This window comes from Sphaerochaeta associata, assembly GCF_022869165.1.
GTDB classification, from domain to species: Bacteria; Spirochaetota; Spirochaetia; order Sphaerochaetales; family Sphaerochaetaceae; genus Sphaerochaeta; species Sphaerochaeta associata.
Genome location: NZ_CP094929.1, coordinates 2232305 through 2255370 on the forward strand (window position 1 = coordinate 2232305; position 23066 = coordinate 2255370).

19 protein-coding genes and 2 tRNA genes are annotated in these 23066 nt (G+C 51.1%); 7 read left to right on the plus strand and 14 right to left on the minus strand.

Annotated elements, in window-relative coordinates:
- Positions 1 to 987 (plus strand): UDP-glucose 4-epimerase GalE, encoded by a 987-nt coding sequence (galE, locus tag MUG09_RS10335; protein ID WP_244771349.1) that lies wholly within the window; start codon positions 1 to 3, stop codon positions 985 to 987.
- Between the two features lie 98 nt (positions 988 to 1085).
- Here galE and MUG09_RS10340 read toward each other — a convergent pair.
- The 3 genes from MUG09_RS10340 to MUG09_RS10350 form a co-directional block, all read right to left on the minus strand.
- Positions 1086 to 1158: transfer RNA gene (locus tag MUG09_RS10340), tRNA-Asn, on the minus strand.
- Between the two features lie 155 nt (positions 1159 to 1313).
- The gene (locus tag MUG09_RS10345; protein ID WP_244771350.1) at positions 1314 to 5087 is read right to left on the minus strand and encodes a 5'-nucleotidase C-terminal domain-containing protein; all 3774 of its coding nucleotides are present in this window, start codon (positions 5085 to 5087) and stop codon (positions 1314 to 1316) included.
- A gap of 189 nt (positions 5088 to 5276) precedes the next feature.
- A complete protein-coding gene (locus MUG09_RS10350; protein ID WP_244771351.1) occupies positions 5277 to 5447 on the minus strand; it encodes a hypothetical protein in 171 nt (56 codons plus the stop codon).
- A 130-nt stretch (positions 5448 to 5577) separates the two neighbouring features.
- On the opposite strand from MUG09_RS10350, the gene yidD reads away from it, so the two are divergent.
- A complete protein-coding gene (yidD, locus tag MUG09_RS10355) occupies positions 5578 to 5862 on the plus strand; it encodes a membrane protein insertion efficiency factor YidD (protein WP_244771352.1) in 285 nt (94 codons plus the stop codon).
- On the opposite strand, the gene udk is transcribed toward yidD, so the two are convergent.
- The 11 genes from udk to MUG09_RS10410 all read right to left on the minus strand — a co-directional run bounded on the left by udk (position 5863) and on the right by MUG09_RS10410 (position 16360).
- Positions 5863 to 6474 carry a uridine kinase gene (gene udk, locus MUG09_RS10360; protein WP_244775371.1) on the minus strand — a complete coding sequence of 204 codons (612 nt, stop codon included), beginning with the start codon at positions 6472 to 6474 and terminating at the stop codon, positions 5863 to 5865. It abuts the gene before it with no gap.
- 41 nt (positions 6475 to 6515) lie between these two features.
- On the minus strand, positions 6516 to 7547 hold the full coding sequence (locus MUG09_RS10365; protein WP_244771353.1) for an aldose epimerase family protein: 1032 nt from the start codon (positions 7545 to 7547) through the stop codon (positions 6516 to 6518).
- Between the two features lie 86 nt (positions 7548 to 7633).
- Entirely contained in the window at positions 7634 to 9451 is a 1818-nt protein-coding gene (gene lepA, locus MUG09_RS10370; protein ID WP_244771354.1) for a translation elongation factor 4, read from the minus strand.
- Between the two features lie 8 nt (positions 9452 to 9459).
- Positions 9460 to 11427: an ATP-dependent zinc metalloprotease FtsH gene (ftsH, locus tag MUG09_RS10375; RefSeq protein ID WP_280529363.1), complete on the minus strand. Its 1968-nt coding sequence runs from the start codon at positions 11425 to 11427 to the stop codon at positions 9460 to 9462.
- Positions 11399 to 12850, minus strand: a complete 1452-nt coding sequence (gene tilS, locus MUG09_RS10380) for a tRNA lysidine(34) synthetase TilS (RefSeq protein ID WP_244771355.1) — start codon at positions 12848 to 12850, stop codon at positions 11399 to 11401. The genes ftsH and tilS overlap by 29 nt, the downstream gene beginning before the upstream one ends.
- Complete coding sequence (pth, locus tag MUG09_RS10385) at positions 12819 to 13373, minus strand: aminoacyl-tRNA hydrolase (protein ID WP_244771356.1); 555 nt, start codon at positions 13371 to 13373, stop codon at positions 12819 to 12821. Before pth ends, tilS begins: the two co-directional genes overlap by 32 nt.
- Positions 13370 to 14005 carry a 50S ribosomal protein L25 gene (locus tag MUG09_RS10390; RefSeq protein WP_244771357.1) on the minus strand — a complete coding sequence of 212 codons (636 nt, stop codon included), beginning with the start codon at positions 14003 to 14005 and terminating at the stop codon, positions 13370 to 13372. The genes pth and MUG09_RS10390 overlap by 4 nt, the downstream gene beginning before the upstream one ends.
- 161 nt (positions 14006 to 14166) lie before the next feature.
- Positions 14167 to 14238, minus strand: a tRNA-Gln gene (locus tag MUG09_RS10395).
- A 46-nt stretch (positions 14239 to 14284) separates the two neighbouring features.
- Positions 14285 to 14569 (minus strand): septation regulator SpoVG, encoded by a 285-nt coding sequence (spoVG, locus tag MUG09_RS10400; RefSeq protein ID WP_244771358.1) that lies wholly within the window; start codon positions 14567 to 14569, stop codon positions 14285 to 14287.
- Between the two features lie 38 nt (positions 14570 to 14607).
- Entirely contained in the window at positions 14608 to 15489 is an 882-nt protein-coding gene (gene ispE / locus MUG09_RS10405; RefSeq protein ID WP_244771359.1) for a 4-(cytidine 5'-diphospho)-2-C-methyl-D-erythritol kinase, read from the minus strand.
- A 139-nt stretch (positions 15490 to 15628) separates the two neighbouring features.
- Entirely contained in the window at positions 15629 to 16360 is a 732-nt protein-coding gene (locus MUG09_RS10410) for a uracil-DNA glycosylase family protein (RefSeq protein WP_244771360.1), read from the minus strand.
- A 51-nt stretch (positions 16361 to 16411) separates the two neighbouring features.
- On the opposite strand from MUG09_RS10410, the gene MUG09_RS10415 reads away from it, so the two are divergent.
- The 5 genes from MUG09_RS10415 to gdhA all read left to right on the plus strand — a co-directional run bounded on the left by MUG09_RS10415 (position 16412) and on the right by gdhA (position 23005).
- The gene (locus tag MUG09_RS10415; protein WP_244771361.1) at positions 16412 to 17173 is read left to right on the plus strand and encodes an HAD family hydrolase; all 762 of its coding nucleotides are present in this window, start codon (positions 16412 to 16414) and stop codon (positions 17171 to 17173) included.
- 153 nt (positions 17174 to 17326) lie between these two features.
- Positions 17327 to 19036, plus strand: coding sequence for an AMP-dependent synthetase/ligase (locus tag MUG09_RS10420; protein WP_244771362.1), 1710 nt, complete (start codon positions 17327 to 17329; stop codon positions 19034 to 19036).
- 24 nt (positions 19037 to 19060) lie between these two features.
- Positions 19061 to 20350, plus strand: coding sequence for an amidohydrolase (locus MUG09_RS10425; RefSeq protein ID WP_244771363.1), 1290 nt, complete (start codon positions 19061 to 19063; stop codon positions 20348 to 20350).
- Between the two features lie 11 nt (positions 20351 to 20361).
- Complete coding sequence (mtnA, locus tag MUG09_RS10430) at positions 20362 to 21399, plus strand: S-methyl-5-thioribose-1-phosphate isomerase (protein WP_244771364.1); 1038 nt, start codon at positions 20362 to 20364, stop codon at positions 21397 to 21399.
- 244 nt (positions 21400 to 21643) lie between these two features.
- Positions 21644 to 23005: an NADP-specific glutamate dehydrogenase gene (gene gdhA / locus MUG09_RS10435; RefSeq protein WP_244771365.1), complete on the plus strand. Its 1362-nt coding sequence runs from the start codon at positions 21644 to 21646 to the stop codon at positions 23003 to 23005.
- The last annotated feature ends 61 nt before the right edge of the window (positions 23006 to 23066 follow it).

Sequence of the window (23066 nt, forward strand, 5' to 3'; positions counted from 1 at the left end):
ATGAAAGTATTATTGTTCGGAGGTGCCGGATACATCGGTACGCATGTAGCTTTGGAGTTCATCGAACGCAACGATACCGTGGGAATATTTGACAACCTCTCATCCGGTTTGAAAAGCAACGTCCACCCGGAGGCTCTCTTTTATGAAGGTGATATTCGTGACAAGGCACGGGTACTCGAAGTGTTGTCACTCGGTTGGGATGTGGTGATACATCTGGCAGCATATAAAGCTGCAGGGGAATCGATGATCAAGCCGATTAAATACACGGAGAACAATATCACCGGTTCCCTCAATCTGATTACTGGTTGTATAAAGGCCGGGGTGAAGCATTTCATCCTCTCCTCTTCTGCAGCAGTCTATGGTGAACCTGCATACCTTCCGGTTGATGAAAACCATCCGAAGAACCCTACCAATTATTACGGGTATACCAAGCTGTGCATCGAAGAGAACCTGAAGTGGTATGCGCAGCTTAAGGATTTTGAGTATGTATCACTTCGTTACTTCAATGCCGCCGGGTATGACGAGAGAGGAAGAATGTTGGGTCTTGAGAACAATCCTGCCAATCTTATTCCTGTAGTCATGGAAGTCGCCATGGGTATTCGACCCAATCTTCTGGTATTCGGCAATGACTATGACACCGCCGATGGTACCGGAGTAAGGGATTATGTCCACGTCACAGATCTTGCAAAGGGACATGTATTGGCTGCAGATCATCTGCTTGCAGGAAAAGGCAACCTGATTGTGAATCTAGGATCGGAAGAGGGTCTGAGCGTTCAGCAAATCCTCGATACAGCCCGAAGCATCACCAAAAAGCCCATAGAAGCGCAGTATGTCGATCGGAGACCAGGAGATCCGGCAAAGCTGGTAGCTTCTTCCAAAATGGCCCAGAAGGTCCTTGGTTGGAATGCAGAGCATTCATCAGCAGATACCATCATAGAGACAACCTGGAAGGTCTACGAGGCCAATCAGAAGCGAATGAAGGCATAGGCCATCAGTTCCAATAGAGCGGCAGGATCCTGCCGCTTTTTCTATGCTCGTTATACCAATAAAAAAAGACAACCCGTTTGGATTGTCTTTTTTTCTTGCTCGCCCGGAGGGATTTGAACCCCCGACAGGGTGGTTAACAGCCACCTGCTCTACCGACTGAGCTACAGGCGAATATTGCTTCGAACGATTGGTACATTACCTCATACCATTTTTTATGTCAAGCAGTTTTCTCTACAATCAAGACAAAATCGGGCAAAGAAAGATCATACCGAATAGAAAGAACGGCTACCCGAAGATAGCCGTCCAATAAATCTTATTCGTGTGAATTACTTCACAGGGTAGTTCTTCTTCAGGAACTCGATGAACACATCGCTCAACAGTGAACCTTCGGAGAGAACCTTACCGAACATAGTGTATCCATCACCGCCGGCAGCCATGAAATCGTTGGTTGCAACCTTGTAGGTAGCATTACGATCGATGGCCTTGCCATTGAGCAGGACACGAAGGATGCGCTTGCCAGGAGCCGCGAAACGGTTGTAAACAACCTGCAGATCGGTCTGGGAGAAGGCACCATTCTGGTCGGGCAGCTTGCTGTAGCCATGCTCGAGAGCGGCATACACATCAGAACCCTTCACTTCAACAACAGTGATGATGTTGGTGAACGGCAGGACGTTGATGACATCACCCATCGTCACGTTTCCAGCCTTCAAGGAAGCGCGGATACCACCACCATTGGTAATGGTGAAGTCAGCACCACTCTCTGCAGTCATTGCCATGGTGATCAACTTGGAAAGGTTGGTCTGCTTGGTGCGAACATTTGCACGTTCACCATCCAAGTTCTCTGGCAGGGTTGCCACAAGGGTGTTGAGCTTCTGGCTCAGCTGAGCGGACATGTATCCGACATACTCATCGACCTGAGGATCGTTGGGAACATCAGTAATGCCGTATTGCTTGGCAAGAGCGGAATCCTTTGCGTTCAGGACGTCGGCAGCGGGAATCAACATCGGATAGGTGGCAGTCACCTTACCGTTCTTGACATGCAGCTGAACCAGTCCGAGATTCTTCATATAGTCGCCGGTCTGAACAACAAGAGTATCACCAATCTTCATACCTTCCTTGAGGGTGGTATGGCTGTGACCATCGATAAAGAGGTCGATACCCTTGATCTTGCTGACAATCTTGTCGGTGGTGAGACCGGATGCTCCATCAGGATCCATACCGATGTGACCGAGTACGATGACATAATCAACATACTGTTTTGCCATATCGATTGCCATCTGACCAATCTCGAAGATCTCTTCGTTGGCAAAGGTAATGCCTTGGACGTTCTTCGGGTGGGTCTTGGTGGCGGTATCAGGAGTGGTCAAACCAACAACTGCAATCTTGAAACCATTGAAATCATACACCTGGTACGGCTGGAACAGCAGGTAGCCATTCTCATCCAATACGTTGGCGGAAAGAACCTTGAGGTCGGTATACTCTTCGGCAAACCTTGCAGCTTCAATAAGGCGGTCGGCGCCATAATTGAAATCGTGGTTACCAGGAGCAACTGCATCGTAGCCGAGCATGTCAAGCAGGACTCCAACAGTCTCTCCTTCAAACATGTTCGCAAGGTTGGTTCCGTGGGTTACGTCACCGGCATCAAGAACGAGAATGTTGTCGGTGAGAGCGCGTCCCATCTTCAGCATTGTGGAAAGCTTGGAATAACCCATTCCGCCGTCAGCAGGAACGATGCGTGCATGCACGTCATTGGTGTGGACGATGAACAGATCAAACTCAGCAGTCCCTGCATCGTTCTTAACGATTTCGGTAACACCAAGCGGATACTCAACAGCTTTTGGAGCTGCAACAGTTACAGGAGCGGGTGCCGGAGCCGGAGCGGGTGCAGGTGCGGGAGCGGGAGCGGGTGCTACTACCGGTGCGGGGGCAGGCGCTGCCGCCTTGCGTACCGGGGTCGGCCCAATCTTCGCCACAATGGCCGGATCCTCGGGCACGGTCACCATCACCGTGTATCCCAGCGCTCTGGCAAACGGCTCGTAGGCCTTGGCTATCGCACTCTTGGCTGGCTCGAGAACGTCGGCTGCAGGTAGCAGCATCGGATAGACGGCCTTCACCTCGTCGTTGGACACGCTCAGCTGTACAGCGCCAACGCTCTTCAGCTGCTCGTCGGCCCTGACGATCAGGGTGCCGTTCACGGTCTTCGCCATCGCAGAGCCATTGCCGTCGACAATCAAGTCGATGCCGTCGATGTTCTGGGCCACCATCTCGCTGGTGATCGGGCCTTTATCGCCCAGATCGCTCAGGATTACCAGGTAGTCAACATATCCCTTGGCAAGGTCGACTGCATACTGGGCATTGTCCAGAATGATGTCGCTGGTGAAGCTCACACCCTGGATCGGCTTCGGGGCTACCAGGCCGGCAACGCCAACCTTGAATCCGTTGAAGTCGTAAATCTGGTAGGGCTGCGCAACCAGGTAACCGTTCGCGTCGAGGGCGTTCACGCTCAGCGGCAGGGCCTTCTTCGTTCCGGCGATGCCGGTAGCCAGCTGCACTGCCTGCGGGGTGTAGGCGTCGTAGCCAAGCTCGTCAACGACTTCGGCCGCCAGCATCGCTGCCTCGGCGGGAACCTCTCCAACATCGCCGCTGTTCAGAAGCAGCCAGTTGTCGGAAAGTGCACGTCCAGCCTTCAGGGCGGTCGAGAACTTCGCAAGTCCCAGTCCACCGTTCTCGGCGTAGATGTTGCCTGACAAATCATTGGTATGGACGATGAACAGGTCGAATACCTTCGCTCCGTCATCATTCTTTACAATTTCCTTCACTCCGTAGGGCAGCTCGATCTCAACAGGAGCAACAGCTACGGGTGCCGGTGCCGGGGCCGGTGCAGGAGCGGGTGCAGGAGCGGGTGCGGGTGCTACTACCGGTGCGGGGGCAGGCGCTGCCGCCTTGCGTACCGGGGTGGGCCCAATCTTCGCCACAATGGACGCATCCTCGGGCACGGTCACCATCAGCGTGTATCCCATCGCTCTGGCAATCGGCTCGTAGGCCTTGGCTATCGCACTCTTGGCTGGCTCGAGAACGTCGGCTGCGGGAAGCAGCATCGGATAGACGGCCTTCACCTCGTCGTTGGACACGCTCAGCTGTACAGCGCCAATGCTCTTCAGCTGCTCGTCTGCCCTGACGATCAGAGTGCCGTTCACGGTCTTCGCCATCGCAGAGCCATTGCCGTCAACAATCAAGTCGATGCCGTCAATGTTCTGGGCCACCATCTCGCTGGTGATCGGGCCTTTATCGCCCAGATCGCTCAGGATTACCAGGTAGTCAACATATCCCTTGGCAAGATCGACTGCATACTGGGCATTGTCCAGAATGATGTCGCTGGTGAAGCTCACGCCCTGGATCGGCTTCGGGGCAACCAGGCCGGCCACGCCAACCTTGAATCCGTTGAAGTCGTAAATCTGATAGGGCTGGGCAACCAGGTAACCGTTCGCGTCAAGTGCGTTCACGCTCAGCGGCAGGGCCTTCTTCGTTCCGGCGATGCCGGTAGCCAGCTGCACTGCCTGCGGGGTGTAGGCGTCGTAGCCAAGCTCGTCAACGACTTCGGCCGCCAGCATCGCTGCCTCGGCGGGAACATCACCAACACTGCCGCTGTTCAGAAGCAACCAGTTGTCGGTAATCGCACGCCCGGCCTTCAGGGCGGTCGAGAACTTCGCAAGTCCAAGCCCACCGTTTTCGGCATAGATGTTGCCGTTCAGGTCGTTCGTATGCACGATGAACAGATCGAATACCTTCGTTCCATCATCATTTTTTACAATTTCCTTCACTCCGTAAGGCAGCTCCATTTCGGCAGGAGCAGCAGCTACAGGGGCGGGGGCCGGAGCCGGAGCAGGAGCGGGGGCTACCGGTTCAGGAGCCGGTGCCGGTGCCGGGGCCGGGGCGGGCTCAGGAACGGGTGCTACAGGAGCGACTGGCTCGGGAGCAGGTTCTACGACAGGAGCCGGCGGTATTGGCTCAACCTTTGCGGTGCTCTTACAACCTACAAGGGAAAAAGCCAACAAAGCTACCAGCATTGCTGTCATAATTGTTCTTGAAAGACGTTTCACGTGTTTCCTCCTCATGACGTTCTCATGTGTCGTTGTATACGTACTCAACAACACTATAACACACACTGTTAGAATCGGATACATCAAAAATACGCGAAAAATGGTGATTTAGGCCTTTATTTACAGAAAAAAGAAGCCTGTGATTGGTATTTTCACAGGCTTATGGTTACAATTCGGGATTAAAAATCCTTACATCAAGTCTTTCGGCTTGCGAGCGGTATTCCCAGATTTCTCACAATAAGCCACGTGTCGCAGTTTTCCATTTTCGAAAACTGCTTTCATCTTGATCGGGCCGCCCCAGCGACTCATCATAACCTTTGCACCTTCACGGCGAGCGTTCTTTGATACGTTACCTGCCATATACCTATCCCTCCATACAATTTGCTCAATTCTTGGTTACTATAGCGATTCTCACCTGTCAAGTCAAATCCCTACCTTTCCATTTTATCTACTTGTTGCAACTTTGACAATCCAAACATAGAATGTTCATATGAAAAAAACTGTAAAGTTGCTCAGATATATATTTCTTATTCCGGTATACCTCTACAAAGGTTTGCTTTCACCATTCTTTGGAGGCAGCTGCCTCTACCACCCCACCTGCTCCACCTACATGGTAGATGCCGTACTCAAACACGGCATCATCAAAGGTTCGGTCATGGGCTTCGCCCGCATACTGCGGTGCAGCCGCTGGTACTACGGCGGTGATGATCAAGTCCCACAATTCTGGACTTGGAAAACAATCAAAGACGGCTTCATCCTTTTCAAGAAACATTGATCATCGTGAGAGCTCCTTGACGAATGGAATCAACACCGACAACGCATTCTCGTTGTAGCCACCTTCTGGTATTATGATATCTGCAAAAACTTTAGTAGGCTCAATAAAGTTGAAATGCCCCGGCCTCACCACCTCAAGATACTGATTGCATACACTCTCGATCGTTCTGCCGCGCTCGGCAATATCCCGTTTCAAACGCCGAATGAACCGAATATCGTCAGGGGTGTCCACATAGAGCTTCAAATCGAGCAAGTCCCGAACCTGCTTATCGTAGAGAACCATCAACCCCTCAATAATCACCAAGGGTTTGGGTTCTACATGTACGGACTCTTCCTTCCGGCGATGGTGGACGAAATCATACAAAGGCATCTCAATACTCCGACCCTCTTTCAACGCCCTCAGGTGCTCATAGAGAAGCTCGATGTCGAATGCATCGGGGTGGTCGAAATTGAATGCAGTGATATTCTCATTACTGATGAAAGAAGCCGACCGATAGTAATTGTCCTGGGGAATGAAAACGAAATCGGAACAAACCTCTCCGATTTTCCGTACAATAGTGGATTTTCCGGATCCGGAACCTCCGGTAATTCCAATGATCTTAACTTCCTTCATCATGTGCTCCCCTACGGCTGCGAATACTTCAGACCCGATTGTCATCTGCACCCAAAACTAAAGATGGTTGCATGCTTGAAACTACGTTCCTTGTTGAATATGCAGGACGGGAACTCAGGATGGTTCGGACTGTCTGGATAGTACTGGGTCTCAAAACACATGCCCGCATGCTTGGGATAGGCCACATTACCCTTCCCTATTTCCTTTGCTTTCAAAAAGTTGCCTGTATAAATCTGTACAGCGGGCATAGTTGTACTGATCTTCATCGTACGGCCGCTGATCGGCTCATGCACCGATGCAAACTCAACCATTTTTTCCGAATTGCGGGAGAGAATGAAACAATGATCGTACCCTCCGGCCTTCTCGATGTCCCGACCCACACTCTTTTTCTTGGTGAAATCGAAAACCGTTCCTTGAACATCGATAATATTTCCGGTTGGAATTGAAGCAGAGTCCACCTCGAGATACCGGTCACATGCAAGTTGCAATTCATGACCAAGAATGGTACCGCTGGCTGCACCCCCCAAATTGAAATAGGTATGATTTGTCAGATTGATGGGAGTCGGCCCCGAAGCCGTAGCTTCATACTCAACATGTAGACTGCCGTTGCTTGTAAGCACATAGGAAACGGTGCAATTGACTGCATGAGGGAAGCCTCCATCGCCCGAGGGACTGAAAAGGCTCAGGACCACACCCGGGTCACCGTTCAAATCGAACGTCTCGACATGCCAATTGCGCCAGCCCCAGTTGCTCCTGCCGCTGTGAAGACTGTTGTTTCCCTCATTTTTCTCAAGTACGCAGGTCTTGCCGTCCAGCACGAACTCGGCATTGGCGATTCTATTGGCAAATCTGCCCACAACCTGTCCAAAATACGTAGTTGAGGTAAGGTTGTCCAACGGATTATCGAAACCAAGAACGATGTCACGAATCTCGCCGTTGCGGTCGGGGGTTTTCAGCGTCTTAAGGTTGGCCCCGAGACTGAGAATCTCTGCAGTGATATCACCCTGGGAGAGTGTAATCAAATAAATGTCATCACCTTCAGCGGTAGTGGCAACCGAGCGTTTGGTCAACATAGGGTACTTCCTTGATCAGTTTCTTTTCAAAGAGTATACACCCCCTCTCATGGAGGGGGCAACAGAGAATGCGGCAGAGTGTACTGTTACTTCGAATCGTCTCCGCTTTTAAGAACCGCGAGAAATGCGCTCTGAGGAATCTCCACATTGCCGACCATTTTCATGCGCTTCTTTCCCTCTTTCTGTTTCTCAAGGAGCTTGCGCTTTCTGCTGATATCACCACCGTAACATTTGGCGGTAACGTCCTTGCGGAATGCCGTGATGGTCTCTCGGCTGACAATGGTACCCCCGATGGCCGCCTGGATTGCTATCTTATATTGCTGGCGGGGAATTTCACCCCTGAGCCTTTCACACACTTGTCTGCCACGGGTTTGGCTGCTCCCGCGGAAAACCAGCTGACTTAAGGCATCCACAGGTTCACCGTTCACCAGAATATCCAGACGGACCAAATCCGTGCGTTTATAACCGATGACCTGGTAGTCGAACGAAGCATAGCCGCGGCTGATCGACTTCAGGCGGTCATAGAACTCGAAGAGAACCTCGGCAAGAGGCATCTCATATATGAGCTCGACGCGTTTCTCATCCAGATAGTTCATACCGGTCTGCGTCCCGCGTTTCTCCATGCACAGATTGATGATCGGCCCTACATACTGAGTCGGGGTGATCACATTGGCCTGGATGTACGGCTCCTCCGCGTAATCCACCCGCATGGGATCCGGATACTCCAAAGGATTGTCGATATTGATGGTCTCACCGTTTTTAAGGTGAACAATATACTTGACCGAAGGGCTGGTGAATACAATGGATAAATCGAATTCACGCTCGATTCTCTCCTGAATCACCTCCAGATGCAGCATTCCCAAGAAACCGCAACGGAACCCGAATCCCAACGCAGCTGAGCTGTCCTTCTCATAGATGAGGGATGCGTCGTTGAGCTTCAGCCGCTCAATGGCGCTGACCAGCTCCTCATAGTCATTGGTGTCAACCGGATAGATGGAACTAAAGACCACCGGCTTGACATCCTTGAATCCTGGAAGCGGTTTCTTCGCCGGATGAGCGGTGGTGGTTATCGTATCACCGACTCGTACGTCACTGATGGTTTTCACTCCGGTGATGACATATCCTACATCACCGGCATGCAGCTCGCCTGTCTTGATGAGCTCCAATTGGAATACTCCGGCCTCCTCGACCTTATAGACGCCGCCTGAATGCATGAACTGAATTTCAGTTCCAACTTTCATGACTCCATCGAAGACTCGGCAGTGCACGATGACACCCCGGTACGCATCGTAATGTGAGTCGAAAATAAGAGCCTGCAATGGCAAGGCATCATTTCCCTCTGGGTGTTTGATCTGCTTGACAATGGCCTCAAACAACGTATCCACACCGAAACCGGTCTTGGCACTTACCTGGACCGCCAACGAACTGTCCAGCCCAAGATCGTGATCTATCTGATGAAGACATGCCTCGATGTCGGCGGAAGCAAGGTCCACCTTGTTGATTACCGGGATAATCGTCAAATCATGTTCCATAGCCATATACAAATTGGCCAGGGTCTGAGCCTCTACACCCTGTGAGGCGTCAATAAGAAGCAACGCACCTTCACAGGAACTGATCGCACGTGAGACCTCGTAGGAGAAGTCCACATGGCCCGGAGTATCAACCAGGTTCAGCGCATAGGTCTTCCCATCCTTGGCGGTATAAGGAATCGTCACCGCCTGGCTCTTGATGGTGATGCCCCTTTCCCGTTCTATGTCCATATTGTCAAGAATCTGAGCTTGGGCGGGGCCTCGGGCGCCATTGATGTGGGCCATCTCAATGAAACGATCGGCAAGGGTGGACTTGCCGTGATCGATATGTGCGATAATACAAAAATTTCGGGTCAGTCTGGAATCAGCACTCATACTCGTCCTTATTCGTTCGGTTGTTCAACAGGAGGTAGCTCGGTCTCCTCAGCAGCAGGGTATACAATCTGGTCGAAGCCCAAGAGTACGCGAATCTGGGCATCGTCCAATGTCTCCTTCTCCACCAATTCCTTGGTGAGAAGTTCAAGCTTGTCCCGGTTTGTCGACAGAAGATCCCTCGTCTCAGCCATCGCCCCGTCAAGAATAGCATGAATCTCCTGGTCTATCCGCTTTGCCGTCTCCTCGCTGTAATCCTTGTGCTGGGTAATCTCCCGCCCAAGGAACAAGGGTTCTGACTCATCGGCAAGATTGACAAATCCCAAACCACTCATGCCCCACTCTGTGACCATGCGGCGGGCCAGATCGGTCGCCTGCTTGATATCGTTGCTGGTTCCCGTGGTGGTTTCACCGTAAACCAGCTCTTCAGCGACATAGCCGCCCATGCATACCTTTATCCAATCGCTGAGCATGGACTTGGTCTTGGTATAGGGATCACGTTCGGGAAGGCTTACCGTCAACCCGAGAGCTCTGCCGTGGGGGATGATGGTAACCTTGTGCAAGGGATCCAGGTGGGTCAGATAATAATGCAGGAGGGCATGACCGGCTTCATGGTACGCAGTAGCAAGCTTCTCCTTCTCATTCATCGCACGACTCTTGCGTGCAACACCAAGCAGGATCTTATCCCTGGCCTCTTCCATATCATCCATACTGACGGTGGATTTATTCTTGCGCGCAGCAAACAAGGCCGCCTCATTGACCAAGTTGGCCAAGTCGGCACCACTGGTGCCTGCACTTCCACGGGCGAGCCGCTTCAAATCCACATCTTTCTCCAACTTGATCTTTCGACAGTGGATCTTCAAAATCTCTTCACGTTCCTTGATATCGGGAAGGTCCACTACAACCTGTCTGTCGAAACGTCCGGGTCTGAGCAGTGCAGGATCCAGTACATCAGGACGGTTGGTCGCCGCCATGACAATAACGCCGACTGTGGTGGAAAAGCCGTCCATCTCGACGAGAATCTGGTTGAGCGTCTGTTCACGTTCATCGTTTCCACCGCCAAGCCCACCGCCGCGGGTGCGCCCGACAGCATCCAACTCATCGATAAACAAAATACAGGGAGCGTGCTTGCGGGCCTGCTCGAATAAATCTCGGACACGCGCCGCACCCATACCGACAAACATTTCGACAAAGTCGGAACCACTGGTATGAAAGAAAGATACTCCGCTCTCTCCAGCCACGGCTTTCGCAAGCAGCGTCTTACCGGTTCCCGGAGGTCCCACCAACAAAACACCACGGGGTATTTTTGCCCCGACTTTGGTGAAGCGGTCGGGATGCTTGAGGAAGGCGACAACCTCTTCCAATTCGTATTTTGCCTCAACCTGGCCTGCAACATCCTTGAAAGTGGTCTTGGTATCGGTATCCATGTACTCCTTGGCCCTGCTCTTGCCCAAGGTGGACATCATCTTCCCGTTCAACCCGCTGGATTGGCGGTACAACATAATGGTAAAACCGATGAAGATTATCCAAGGCAGGAGTTGCAGAATAATTTGCAGAAAGGAAATCTCTTGTACACTGCCGGTGACCGAAACACCTTTCGTCTTCAAGGAAGGAAGCAGACTTTCATCAAAATACGGAATCCTCGTCTGTGCTGAAATTCCATTCTTCAAGACGAAGCGGATCAAGGACTGCTCCTTGATCTCAACCTGCATAACTTGGTTTGCATCCACATACCCGATAAATGTCGTATAGGGAACCACCTGGTCCTTGACACCGGCGGCTGAATCAAAAAACATATACGCAAACATAATCGCCAAGGTGATGAACACAATCAAGGCGAAACGGTTTTTTGGGTTGTTTGAAGGCCTGAACGACGGTTTCTTGTTATCCTTGCCCGGACCTTGCCAATATTGGTTGGGGTCTTGGTTGTCAGACTTTTTTTCCGAATCGCTATCTTGGCTGTCTTTTCTCAATTTCACTGCAATTGTTCCTTTTATTACTACTATATATATTTGTCAATCTTCGGGCAAGTGGAGCTTTGAACCGCTTGGCAAGCCGGTCGCGGCCTCCTAAAAACCGTGCAAAAACGGCTACAAGGCCGGAGCGGTCGGCAAGCACCACAACCAAAGGATACAGATGTTTGGGTATCTTATACGAAGAGAGCAGTTTCGTCACCTTGACCGTTCCTCCCTCCAAACAAATTTCATCGGAAAGCTGAACAGACCGGAGCACTGGCGTGTCAAGTTGGGTGGCATCGAGGGCAAGCAGATCAGGATCAAATGAGCCTAGTTCATAGGGAATGCTCCTGAAAAATACGTCGTTCCCTAGATCCATGATCTGTGTTGCCCCCGGATTTGCCAACTGACGGCAAAAATGCCAACAGCCTTGGTCCACTTTGTGGCAAGTGCATAAATCCTCATCCAGCTTGCAGTGATACGATCCCGATTGCAAAACCCAATTCCCGCCATCCCCGCTCTCCTCCAACGCCTTTCGCAGACGCTGGATGAAGGATCCCTTGATGCGTTCACCAGTTTCAAAGTGTGCGATAATGCGAAAAAGCACAAGTTCCCGGATAGCGGGGGCGAGGAGGATGAACCAGGAACGAGAGAATTCGGCGCAATCGGGCATAAATGACACAGCCTTAAGAGCGTGCTCGGTCAGAGAATCCAATAACCGACCAACCTCGCCGAAACGTCTGCTCATCAGTGCAATGGCATCGTAAGCTCCGCCGAACACTGAAAGGATAGGCGGCGTGATAGTATGTCGGATGGTATTTCTCAGGTATGCATCCTCGTTGTTGGTCGAATCTTCAGACCAAATCATCGCATGCTGCCCGACATAGTCGGCAAGCTCTGCATGAGAACACGCAAGGACAGGTCTGATGAGGGTAAGCTTGCGGCCTTCGACTGTCCGGACTTGCCGCACTCCCTCCAAGGCCGTTATGCTTGCGCCTTGGAAAAGCCTCATCAATGTTGTCTCCAATTGGTCGTCTGCGTTGTGGGCGGTGGCGAGATGGGTACACCCCGCTCGTGCACATTCATCATACAATGCCTCGTAGCGTAGATGTCTTGCAGCCTCTTCCAGTCCTCCTCGTCTCCTGGCCGCCGCCATTGCAACCGAGCCTTCGCCAAGATCAAGGATACGCAGACCAATGCCCAGCTTCAGGCAATTCTCTCCATTCAGAGCCATTTCAGCCTTAAGCTCCTCGGCCGGGCGCAGATGATGCTGCACATACATCACGTGCAAGTGATCTGGGGTGTACAACTGCCTCAAGGCAAGAAGCAGTGCAAGAGAATCACTGCCCCCGGAGAATGCGACTCCGATCCGTGCTTGATCATCGATGTGGTACTCAGCGAGAAATGCAACAACCTTATTCAGCACCTCTGCGTCGATTGTAGGCAACCATCACCTCCTGCAGCATCTTCCCTTCCACCAATTCGACCAAGGCTTGCGAAGCCAGGCGAATCCCATCCAGAATCCTCTCATCATCCATATTGCCCAGTACATGATCAACCACCGACACACCTTCTTTCGGACGGCCGATACCTACATAGATGCGGATGAATTCTCCGCTTCCCAGGTGTTCGATCAAGCTCTTGAGCCCATTGTGACCGGCAGAAGAGCCTCCTTTACGTATGCGAATCATTCCAGGGGGTAGATCCAACTGGTCACAGATTACAATGATATCCGATGCCTCAATGCCGGGAAAGTGTTTGAGAACCTTTGCGCTTGCATTCATATACGTCAGGGGCTGGACCAACAGCACTTCTTCACCCACCTTGGCTTGACGATAGAGACGAAAACAGCGTTTTTTCAGAGTAACCTGAAAAAACGCTGCACATGTACTCACTACATCAAAGCCGACATTGTGTCGGGAGTGCTCATACTTGGTCCCGGGGTTTCCCAGTCCAAGAATCAACTTCATTTCTTTGCCTTGGCATCCTTGGTGGGTTCGGCGGGAGCAACGGCTTCAACCACTTCTTCAACGACAGCTGCAGTTTCAGCCTTTACACCCTTGACGGAGGCAACGGTCTTGGACAGGTCGTCGAGCACCTTGACACCGGCGGGAATCACCACATCCTTGAGATGGAGGCTCTGGTTGATTTTCATGGCTGACACATCGGCTTCGAGAGCGGCGGGAAGGTCCTTGGGCAGACATTCAATTTCAACTTCATGCATGACCTGGTCAAGAACACCACCTTCCTTGGTTCCCACGGGGTTGCCCTTGAGAATGAGGGAGACAAGCGTACGAAGAGCCTGGCCGCGGGTGACTTCAAAGAAGTCCACGTGCTTGATTTCGCCGATCATCAGATTTTCCTGATAATCCTTCATCAGACACTCATACTGCTTCTTGCCGACCGTAATCTTAAGCAGTGCGGTTTCAGAGAAATGGCGCATCTTGTTTGTGAATTCACGGGAATCCAGGATAATGTGCACCGGAGCATTCTTTCCATAGATTACAGCAGGGATACGCTTTGCTCGAAGCAAACGACGGGCACCGGCACTACCGAAATCTTCGGTTCTCAGTTCCGCCTTCAAACTCTTGTTATCAGACATACAAACTCCTTGTACTCTCATTGGCGCATGCATCGATGCCCAATTACCATAGCATTTTGGATATTTAGAATACCACTAGGAAGCGAGTATAGAGTGTTTTGCCGTAGTAAGGCAAGCCCTCCGCAAAAAAACAGGGGCAATCCATAGAAAGGATTGCCCTACTGGGAAGGAGGGATTCGAACCCCCGATGCCGGCACCAAAAACCAGAGCCTTAACCGCTTGGCGACTTCCCAACAACGGATACGACAGTATACGAAAACAATGGGTTTGTCCAGCGGTTTATTGCAGCTCTTCCTCGCCTGCAGCTTCTCCGGTGTCGGAGGCATACGCCTCCATGATGATTTTTTGGAGGTGGTCGCGGAAATCACTGCTTATCGGATGCGCGACATCCTTGAATTCACCATTGGCCAACTGCCTGCTCGGCATTGCTATGAAATCACCATCACGGCCCTCGATGACCTTGATATTGTGCACTACAAATTGGCTATCGAACGTAACGGTCACATAAGCCTTAAGTTTTCCTGTCTGATTGACTTTCCGTACACGTACTTCTGCAATATCCACAAAAACCTCCAAACAACTCCAACCAACTTCATCAAACTTTAACTCATCAAATGTGTAATCCAACACCTGACACGAGGGCCGAAAGCGGCGACAACGTCTGCATGCACATCATGGACTTGGGAAGCATCCTCACTGACGAAAAACCAACAGGCTCCACTACCGCTCATGCCGAAAAACCCTTCATATTCTTTGGCTACTGTTTCCAGAGCCGTATAAAATGCACCATTGCTCGAGCACGACTGAAAATCATTATACAATAAACCCCTCCACTTATGGGAAGGTTTTTCATATATTTGCAACAATTCCTGTATACCCGGCATGTACACATTTTCCTGATTCAATCTCATTTCATCAAGCATCCGATAGGCTGATGACGTCGATACGTCAAAAAAAGTCGGCATAACCAACAAAGCAGGCATCGGCCGGCTGTCCAAAGGAGCAACGTTTTCCCCCTTCCCTGTTACAAGAGCGGCACTATAGCCGTAAAGGAAGAAGGGGACATCGCTGCCGACCTGCAAAGCAACCGAATGCAACACTTGTGCTGGCAGGGCATGCTTGGAGTCGATCGCCTGCAACATAGCCAACAAGCTGGCTGCATCGCTCGAACCTCCTCCAAGTCCTGCTTTCACAGGAATCTGTTTGTCACACTTGATTTCCAAATGCAGGGTACTGCCTCCAGCTTCATGCCAAAGGCGGGCTGCTTTCGTCAAGGTATTATCTTTAGGACTGCAGTACGCTTCCAACCCCTGCACCTGCACATCAAAAGTCTCGCTCTCCTTCCATCGAAGCGTGATGGTATCGCTCAAGCCCACCAAAGCGAACAAGGACTGGATGGGATGATACCCATCCGGATAAGGAAGTCCGACGGCCAGATGCAGATTTATTTTGGCATGGGCAGGGCGCGAACACACGGTATCCATGGCTAACAGAGTATCAAAGCGGAACATGGTTGTCTAGTAAGATTTTTGCATATGTAGTTTCTTAGAGCAGATTATTATCAATAATACCACTCTAAAAGTGACTAAAGTGATGGAAATCCAATACAAATCACAGATTGCTTCAAGTCCAGGCACCTATTGAGCAAAGCTGCTCTGCAACCTTCTCCTTCCACCCTTGATTAGCCTGGGGACTGGCCGGACTTGGATGCAATATAGAGGAGATGACGGTATCGGCTCTCGACCCGGCAACATTGACGAATTTTTGCATCGCATATTTGCCTACTCCGATCAGATGGGTCGGCTCAAGCAGTTCGATCACATCAAGCAGATAACGGTCGCAAATTGTCTCAAGGGCGAGCCGTTCACCCCGCGCCAACATATCTGGGGTGATGTTTTTTGCAGAAGGTTTCCTGTCCATAAAGACCAGCGGACAATAATTGGTGACCGCCATCTCCGACGAGAAAGCTTCGGCGGTGCCGTAATGCTCGGCAAGCAATCCCCAAAGCCGTCTTCCGCTGACTTCGCTTCGTGGCGATGCCAACCCCAGCACCGGTCGGGCAGGATGTTCAACCAAGGGTTTTGCAATTTCGGCTTCGAGCTTGAGAAAATGTTTTACTGCTTCTATCTCCCCAAAAGGAACCCCGGTCTGGGTCATCCCGAAAGGTCCTGGGTTCATCCCCAAAAGGAGAATCCTGACCGGACGGCTGAGGTAGTTGCGAATATACAGTTCATGCATCGGCCAGGCATAGGACAAGGGATTATAAATATAGCAATCACAACTGAAACGAAGTGTTTCCACCTGCTGTGCAAAGACTTTCGTGCGTTCAATGACCTTTTCTTGCAGCGTAAGCATACATTCCCCCTAGGCAGACAGTAAGCGTGTACCGTATGATGATACCCCAACATGGCACAAATGAATGAGAAACTCAAGGGAATCATTTTTGACAAGGACGGTACACTCTTCGACTATGCCCAAGTATGGGAGGATGTGCTGAAGGAAGGCATCAACAGTGCTTTTGTGTCGATGGGAAAGGCGGAGCATCAGAAGGCCAAAAAGGCGATGCTTCACCTCATGGGTATAGACGAGCACGGGGACTGCCATCCAAAAGGACTTGTATTCACCCACCGCCCGATACAGATTTTGCGCAGATTCCTCTTATACTGCATCCGTTACAGAGTGAACGCAATCAAGGCAATACGGGCCTACCACCAAAGTGTACAGAACAGCGAGGTTCTGCTCAGCGAAAAGCTGGGAAAAATGGATTTTTCGCTTCAACAAACACTGTTTTCAACCCTGAAGGAGCGAGGCTACTCCATTGGAATCATCACCAATGACAACGCATCCTCCACCTCACTCTTTCTCTCCTTGATGGGATTGAGCGATCATATCGATTTCGTCTCCTGTCGGGACAGCAATTATAAGAAGAAACCGCACCCCCAGGCATTTTTGGAGTTCTGCAGACAGCAGGACATCATGCCCGGCCAGGTTGCGATGGTCGGTGACACCATCACCGATATGTTGTTCGCCAAGCGGTCGGAAGCCGGTTACACCATCGCCTTGCTCAGCGGAAGCAATGACAATAAGAGCCTTAGGCCTCTTGCCGATGTCGTATACCCCGATATCTCAGCGCTCCTTGCGGACAAACGGCTCTTTCCTGCTCCCTAGTATTTTTTAACTATTAGTTCAACCATAATTCAGTTAAGGAGTTACTCGTTTCTTGACAAATCGGGTGTATTCTGTGAAAATCGAATCACTGACGCCTGTTTCAGGTGTATAGTATGTTTGTATCATACACACTAACGCGGAGTACCCCCTAACATGAAACACTCTTGGGATGATTTGGATCAATATCGCGGGGTGCTGTTCCAAGGACAGTGGCCGACCATTATAGATTTATTGCTTATCACTGAACAAAAATTCGGGACGAGAAACAGCTTTACCGTCTTCCGTCCCGACAGGGTCACCCTTACCTATACGGAGCTTCTCAATCATGTGAAGAGGGTCGGCTCCTACCTCATGGAACAGGGAATCAAGAAAGGGGACCGTATCGTCATCAATGGAAAGAACAGTCCATCATGGGCCATAGCGTATCTGGCAACCTTGTACGCCGGAGCTGTGGTGGTACCACTGGACAATCAGCTGCACACCGACAGGGTTGAAAACCTCAGCAGTTTTGTAGATGCCTCGTTCTTTTTCGGCGACAAACCTGTCATTGTATCTCTCGACACCCAGAAAGCTTGGTTTAAAAATCTAAAAGGCTTGGCTACACTTGGCTCGGGCAGCGACCATCATCCCAGTATTGATGCACTTGCGCCTGTTTCTCTTGCTGAACGAATCCCCTCTTTGGAACACGACCTTGCTGCAATACTTTTTACCAGCGGGACCACCGGAAATGAGAAAGGGGCCATGCTCACCCATGCAAACATCGTAAGTGACCTCTATCAAGCCTGCGACGGCACATTCCTGAGTCTGGATGAGACCGATGTCCTGTATGCATTGCTTCCCCTGCACCACTCCTATTGCTGTACTGCAGTACTCCTTGAGTCCATCAAGCATGGTGCCGAGTGTGTTTTCGGTCAGGACATCGCTGTCAGCAGAATGATCAACGACCTCACACAGGGTAAAGTCACCATATTCATGGGAATTCCCCTGCTGTACAACAAACTGCTCTCCGGTCTGCTCAAGCAGGTGAAAAAAAAGGGCTTCTTCGTGAATGCATTGATCCACACCATGATGACAATCAACGGCTTCACCAAGAAGTACCTGCACTGGAATCTCTTTCGCAAGGCATTCAATAAATTACTGCTCGAAAAAATCGGCCTTGACCGCAACAATTTCCTTATCTGCGGGGCAGGTCCCCTCAGTCCGAAAGTGTTCAAGCAATACCAACAACTGGGCCTTGACTTCATCCAGGGGTACGGGCTGACCGAAACCAGCCCGATTCTCACCCTCAACCCCATAAGCCACTTTAAGATTGATTCTGTCGGGATGGTTTTTCCGATGGTGGACATGATCATCGCCGAAGCTGATTCGAATGGAGTGGGAGAAATCCGGGTGAAAGGACCAAACGTCACCCAAGGGTATTACAAGGATGCGGAGCATACAGCCGAGCTTTTTGACGAGCAAGGATATTTGAAGACAGGAGACCTGGGATACTTGGATAAGGAGAACTACCTCTACCTCAAGGGAAGGGCGAAAAACATCATAGTCACCGAAGGCGGCAAGAATGTCTATCCGGAAGAAATCGAGGATCTCTTCCAGCTCTACACGCAGGTGGATCAGATCCTTGTGCGCGGGTATCAGGAGAACAAGGATGTACCTGCCGAGATGATCGAGGCTGTTGTCTATCCCAATGCAGACTACTACAAGGACCATGGTGTTTCCATCCAGGAAGATCTGGACCGGGTCATCAAGGAAGTGAACCAGCAACTGTCCGGATACAAGAAAATCACCCGTCTGACAATTTTAGACAAACCGATGGATATGACCAGTACAAAAAAGATCAAACGCAACAAGGTGACGGCTTAGGGCGTTCATGCTACAATACCGCCTATGAAACTACTCCTATCCAATGCCTTGATTGTTCCAATGACGGCTCAAGGCCTTTATTTTCGTGGTGATATCGGTATTGACGGCAGGCATATTGCCTTTACAGGAACGAACGATCCTTCGTTTGTTCCCGATCGAATCATCGACGCTTCTTCCTCTATTGCAATGCCGGCATTGGTCAACGCCCATACTCACTTGAGCATGGGCTTGATGCGCAACTACAAGGACGATATGCCCACCCTTCAGGCTTGGTTGGCTGAAATATTCCCCATCGAAAACAAGCTTACCGAGAGGGACGTGCTGCTTGCCTCCCGTCTGGGCCTGGTCGAGCTGATCCAAAGCGGTGTTACCACCTTCGCCGACATGTACTTCCATCCCCAGTCCACTGCGGAAGCTGTGTTGGAAGCCGGTATTCGTGCAAGCATCAGTGTGACGCTGTTCGGCGGTCTTGAAGAGAACAAGCAACGTGTCTACGATCGTGAGAAACTTCTGAGACCGTATATTGATCGAAGTGAAGGGCGCATCCAGATCGACTGCGCACCCCATGCCATTTACACCTGTCCCAAGGAGACGTACCAATTCGCCCACAGTTGGACGAAGGACCATCAGGCGATACTGCACACCCACCTCAGCGAAACACAGCTGGAGGTCCAGGATTGCATACGGGAGACAGGAAAAACCCCCTTGGAGTATCTCTTGGATATCGGAGCCTTGCAGGATGTGAAGAGTTTGCTGGCCCATTGTGTACACCTGACTGATTCCGAAGCGGATGCATTGCATGACCTGGACTCCAGCCTGGTACATAACCCGAGCAGCAACTGCAAGCTCTCCAGCGGTATAGCGCCCATCAGCTCCTATATCCAGAAAGGAGTCACGGTAGCCCTTGGGACCGACGGGGCAAGCAGCAACAACAATCTCAATATGGTCGAGGAGATGCACATCGCCAGCCTGTTGGGCAAGGTGCATGCCACGACGCACCAAAAGCTGCATCCGTACGATGTGCTGCGCATGGCGACTGCCGACGGTGCCAAAGCCTTGGGCTTGCAGCAGAAAATCGGAATGCTGAAGGCGGGCATGGAAGCTGACATTCTTCTTGTGGATATTCATAAAAGCCATTTGACTCCACTGAACGACCCATTCAGCGCCTTGGTCTATGCAACCCAGGCCTCCGATGTGGACACCCTCATCTGTCAGGGCAGAGTTCTCATGGAAGGCCGCAGGCTGATGACTTTGGATCAGGATCAAATCATCAAGGATGTTCAGAAGAGCTGGGCGGATGTTCAGCAACGATAGGAGAGAATCACATGGATGAGTCGTTTGTCGCCCTGCAGTTCAAAGAAGAGAAACTGGTTCTGTTGGATCAAAGAATCTTGCCCACCCACGTGGAGTATGTACAGTGTGCAACCTTTGAGGAGGTAGAGTTCGCAATTCGCGATATGATCGTTCGAGGAGCTCCGGCCATCGGCGCTGCAGCAGCATACGGCGTGTACCTTGCCTTGAAACAGTGTTCCGGGGAAACGGATTTCTATCAGGCATGCACCTTTCTTGGTCAGGCGAGACCGACGGCGGTGAACCTGATGTGGGCGATAGAACGCATGCTCTCCGTATATGAACAATGTAAGATTGGAGGTCGTCCGCATGCCTTGCGAAGGCTTCTGTCCGAGGCGCATGCCATCCGCGAAGAGGACATCCGGACAAACAAAACCATCAGCAGGATTGGAAATAGAATCGTACCCGATAGGGCTACAATTCTCACCCACTGCAATACAGGAGCCCTTGCAACCGCTGGATGGGGAACAGCCTTGGGGGTGATCAAGCAGGCTTTCTATGACAACAAGCAAATCTTTGTCTATGCCGATGAGACGCGGCCCCGCTTTCAGGGAGCCAGGCTTACCGCATGGGAGCTGATGGAGGCAAAGATTCCCTCCAAACTCATTGTCGACAGCGCTGCAGCCACGCTCATCCGGGATGGGAAGATCGACTTGGTCATCCTTGGAGGCGACCGGGTCGCCGCAAACGGGGATGTCGCAAACAAGTTGGGAACCTTTGCACTTTCAGTAATCTGCAAGGCGTACGGCATACCCTTTTACAGCGTAGTACCGGTTTCCACCATCGATTTCGCCATACCTGACGGATCAGCCATCCTCATCGAGGAGCGGGAAGCAACCGAAGTCACCCATGTCCAGGGAGTGCAGGTTGCTCCTACGGGCACGCAGGTCTACAACCCGGCTTTTGATGTCACGCCACACCAGAACATCACCGGCATCATCACCGAACGGGGAATCATCTATCCTCCGTTCAAGGAAAACATTGAACGACTTCGACGTGGAGAGTCTCTCTGATATCCTGAAGCAGTTTTTTAGAAAAAAATCATTGTCCGGAGAATTGGTGAAATGGGCAATAGAAGGGCCCTTGGTTGAGCACTCCCTCAGCTGAGGGTATTTGTCCCTATGCATCTACGCATCCCGCAAAATTATTCATGAATTTTTCGTATTTCCGAAAGCCTTTACCAACTTTGACAAATTCATTAGTATCGTATGCAGTTTCATGTATATTTATACATACCTATGAGGAGTGATACCCAGCATGCACGACGCGACCCAAAAGATTCTTGATCATGTGATCAAGCTCGATCCACATCAAAAGGAATTCATCCAAGCGGTGACATCGTTCCTTTCCTCCATCGACACCTTGGTGGACGACCTCCCTCAGGTTGTATATCACAAAGTACTCGATCGTATTGTTGAGCCCGAGCGGGTTATCATGTTCAGAGTACCCTGGATTGACGATGACGGACAGCTGCAGATCAACCGCGGTTATAGGGTGCAGATGAACAGCGCCATCGGTCCTTACAAGGGGGGGCTTCGCTTTCACCCGTCTGTAAACCTCTCGATTCTCAAATTCCTGGCATTCGAGCAAACCTTCAAGAACAGCCTCACCGGCCTATCCATGGGCGGCGGCAAGGGAGGAAGCGACTTCAATCCCAAGGGAAAAAGCGACAATGAGGTGATGCGTTTCTGCCAGAGTTTCATGACCGAGCTTGCACGCCATATCGGTGAGGATACCGATATTCCCGCCGGTGACATCGGTGTCGGCGGCCGGGAGATCGGGTATATGTACGGCCAATACAGGCGAATGACCAATCGCTCTGTGGGTATTCTTACAGGGAAAGGGCCTTCCTACGGGGGCTCGTTCATCCGTCCCGAGGCAACCGGCTACGGCCTGGTATATCTCACTGCGGCAATCCTTGAATCCAAGGGCATGAGCTTGGAGGGCAAGAGTTGTCTGGTGAGCGGAAGCGGCAACGTAGCACAGTTCACCATCGAGAAACTGCTGCAGATGAAAGCCAAGGTACTCACCCTCAGTGACTCCTCCGGAGTCCTGATCGACCCGAGCGGCATCGATGAGAAGAAACTGGCCTACATCAAAACGCTCAAGAATGTGCGTCGTGGAAGAATCGCCGAATATGCAACACAATACAAGGAAGCAACCTACATTCCTCACAATGGAAGTCAGGAAAGCAACCCGTTGTGGAACGTCAAGGCTGATTATGCATTCCCCTGTGCCACACAGAATGAGATCAACGCTCAGGATGCACAAAACCTTGTGGTAAATGGGATCAAGCTTGTCGGCGAAGGGGCGAACATGCCCACCACCCTGGAAGCGGATGCAATCTTCAAGGACAGCGGCATTCTTCATGCCCCGGGCAAAGCAGCCAACGCCGGCGGCGTAGCGGTTTCCGGCCTTGAGATGGCCCAGAACAGCCAGAAGCTCCAGTGGACTCCCGGCCAAGTCGATCAGCAGCTGCAGCAAATCATGAAGAACATCTTTGCCTCCATCAGCAGTGCCGCTGAAAAATACAGCACCAAGGACAACTATGTCGATGGTGCGAATATTGCAGGATTTTTGAAAGTCAGTGAAGCCATGATCGCCCAAGGTTATGTATAAGGCCTACATTACTGCCAAGCAAGCAGGTCTTCGGACCTGCTTTTTTTGTACTCAGAGCAAT

What these genes read in the sequence shown, in the direction of transcription:
- MUG09_RS10420 (WP_244771362.1), top strand. Translation starts at nt 17,327, where the DNA reads ATGAAACACTCTTGGGATGATTTGGATCAATATCGCGGGGTGCTGTTC.
- yidD (WP_244771352.1), top strand. Translation starts at nt 5,578, where the DNA reads ATGAAAAAAACTGTAAAGTTGCTCAGATATATATTTCTTATTCCGGTA.
- MUG09_RS10425 (WP_244771363.1), top strand. Translation starts at nt 19,061, where the DNA reads ATGAAACTACTCCTATCCAATGCCTTGATTGTTCCAATGACGGCTCAA.
- galE (WP_244771349.1), top strand. Translation starts at nt 1, where the DNA reads ATGAAAGTATTATTGTTCGGAGGTGCCGGATACATCGGTACGCATGTA.
- udk (WP_244775371.1), bottom strand. Translation starts at nt 6,474, where the DNA reads ATGAAGGAAGTTAAGATCATTGGAATTACCGGAGGTTCCGGATCCGGA.
- pth (WP_244771356.1), bottom strand. Translation starts at nt 13,373, where the DNA reads ATGAAGTTGATTCTTGGACTGGGAAACCCCGGGACCAAGTATGAGCAC.
- ispE (WP_244771359.1), bottom strand. Translation starts at nt 15,489, where the DNA reads ATGGATACCGTGTGTTCGCGCCCTGCCCATGCCAAAATAAATCTGCAT.
- MUG09_RS10390 (WP_244771357.1), bottom strand. Translation starts at nt 14,005, where the DNA reads ATGTCTGATAACAAGAGTTTGAAGGCGGAACTGAGAACCGAAGATTTC.
- MUG09_RS10350 (WP_244771351.1), bottom strand. Translation starts at nt 5,447, where the DNA reads ATGGCAGGTAACGTATCAAAGAACGCTCGCCGTGAAGGTGCAAAGGTT.
- gdhA (WP_244771365.1), top strand. Translation starts at nt 21,644, where the DNA reads ATGCACGACGCGACCCAAAAGATTCTTGATCATGTGATCAAGCTCGAT.
- MUG09_RS10365 (WP_244771353.1), bottom strand. Translation starts at nt 7,547, where the DNA reads ATGTTGACCAAACGCTCGGTTGCCACTACCGCTGAAGGTGATGACATT.
- MUG09_RS10410 (WP_244771360.1), bottom strand. Translation starts at nt 16,360, where the DNA reads ATGCTTACGCTGCAAGAAAAGGTCATTGAACGCACGAAAGTCTTTGCA.
- mtnA (WP_244771364.1), top strand. Translation starts at nt 20,362, where the DNA reads ATGGATGAGTCGTTTGTCGCCCTGCAGTTCAAAGAAGAGAAACTGGTT.
- MUG09_RS10415 (WP_244771361.1), top strand. Translation starts at nt 16,412, where the DNA reads ATGGCACAAATGAATGAGAAACTCAAGGGAATCATTTTTGACAAGGAC.
- lepA (WP_244771354.1), bottom strand. Translation starts at nt 9,451, where the DNA reads ATGAGTGCTGATTCCAGACTGACCCGAAATTTTTGTATTATCGCACAT.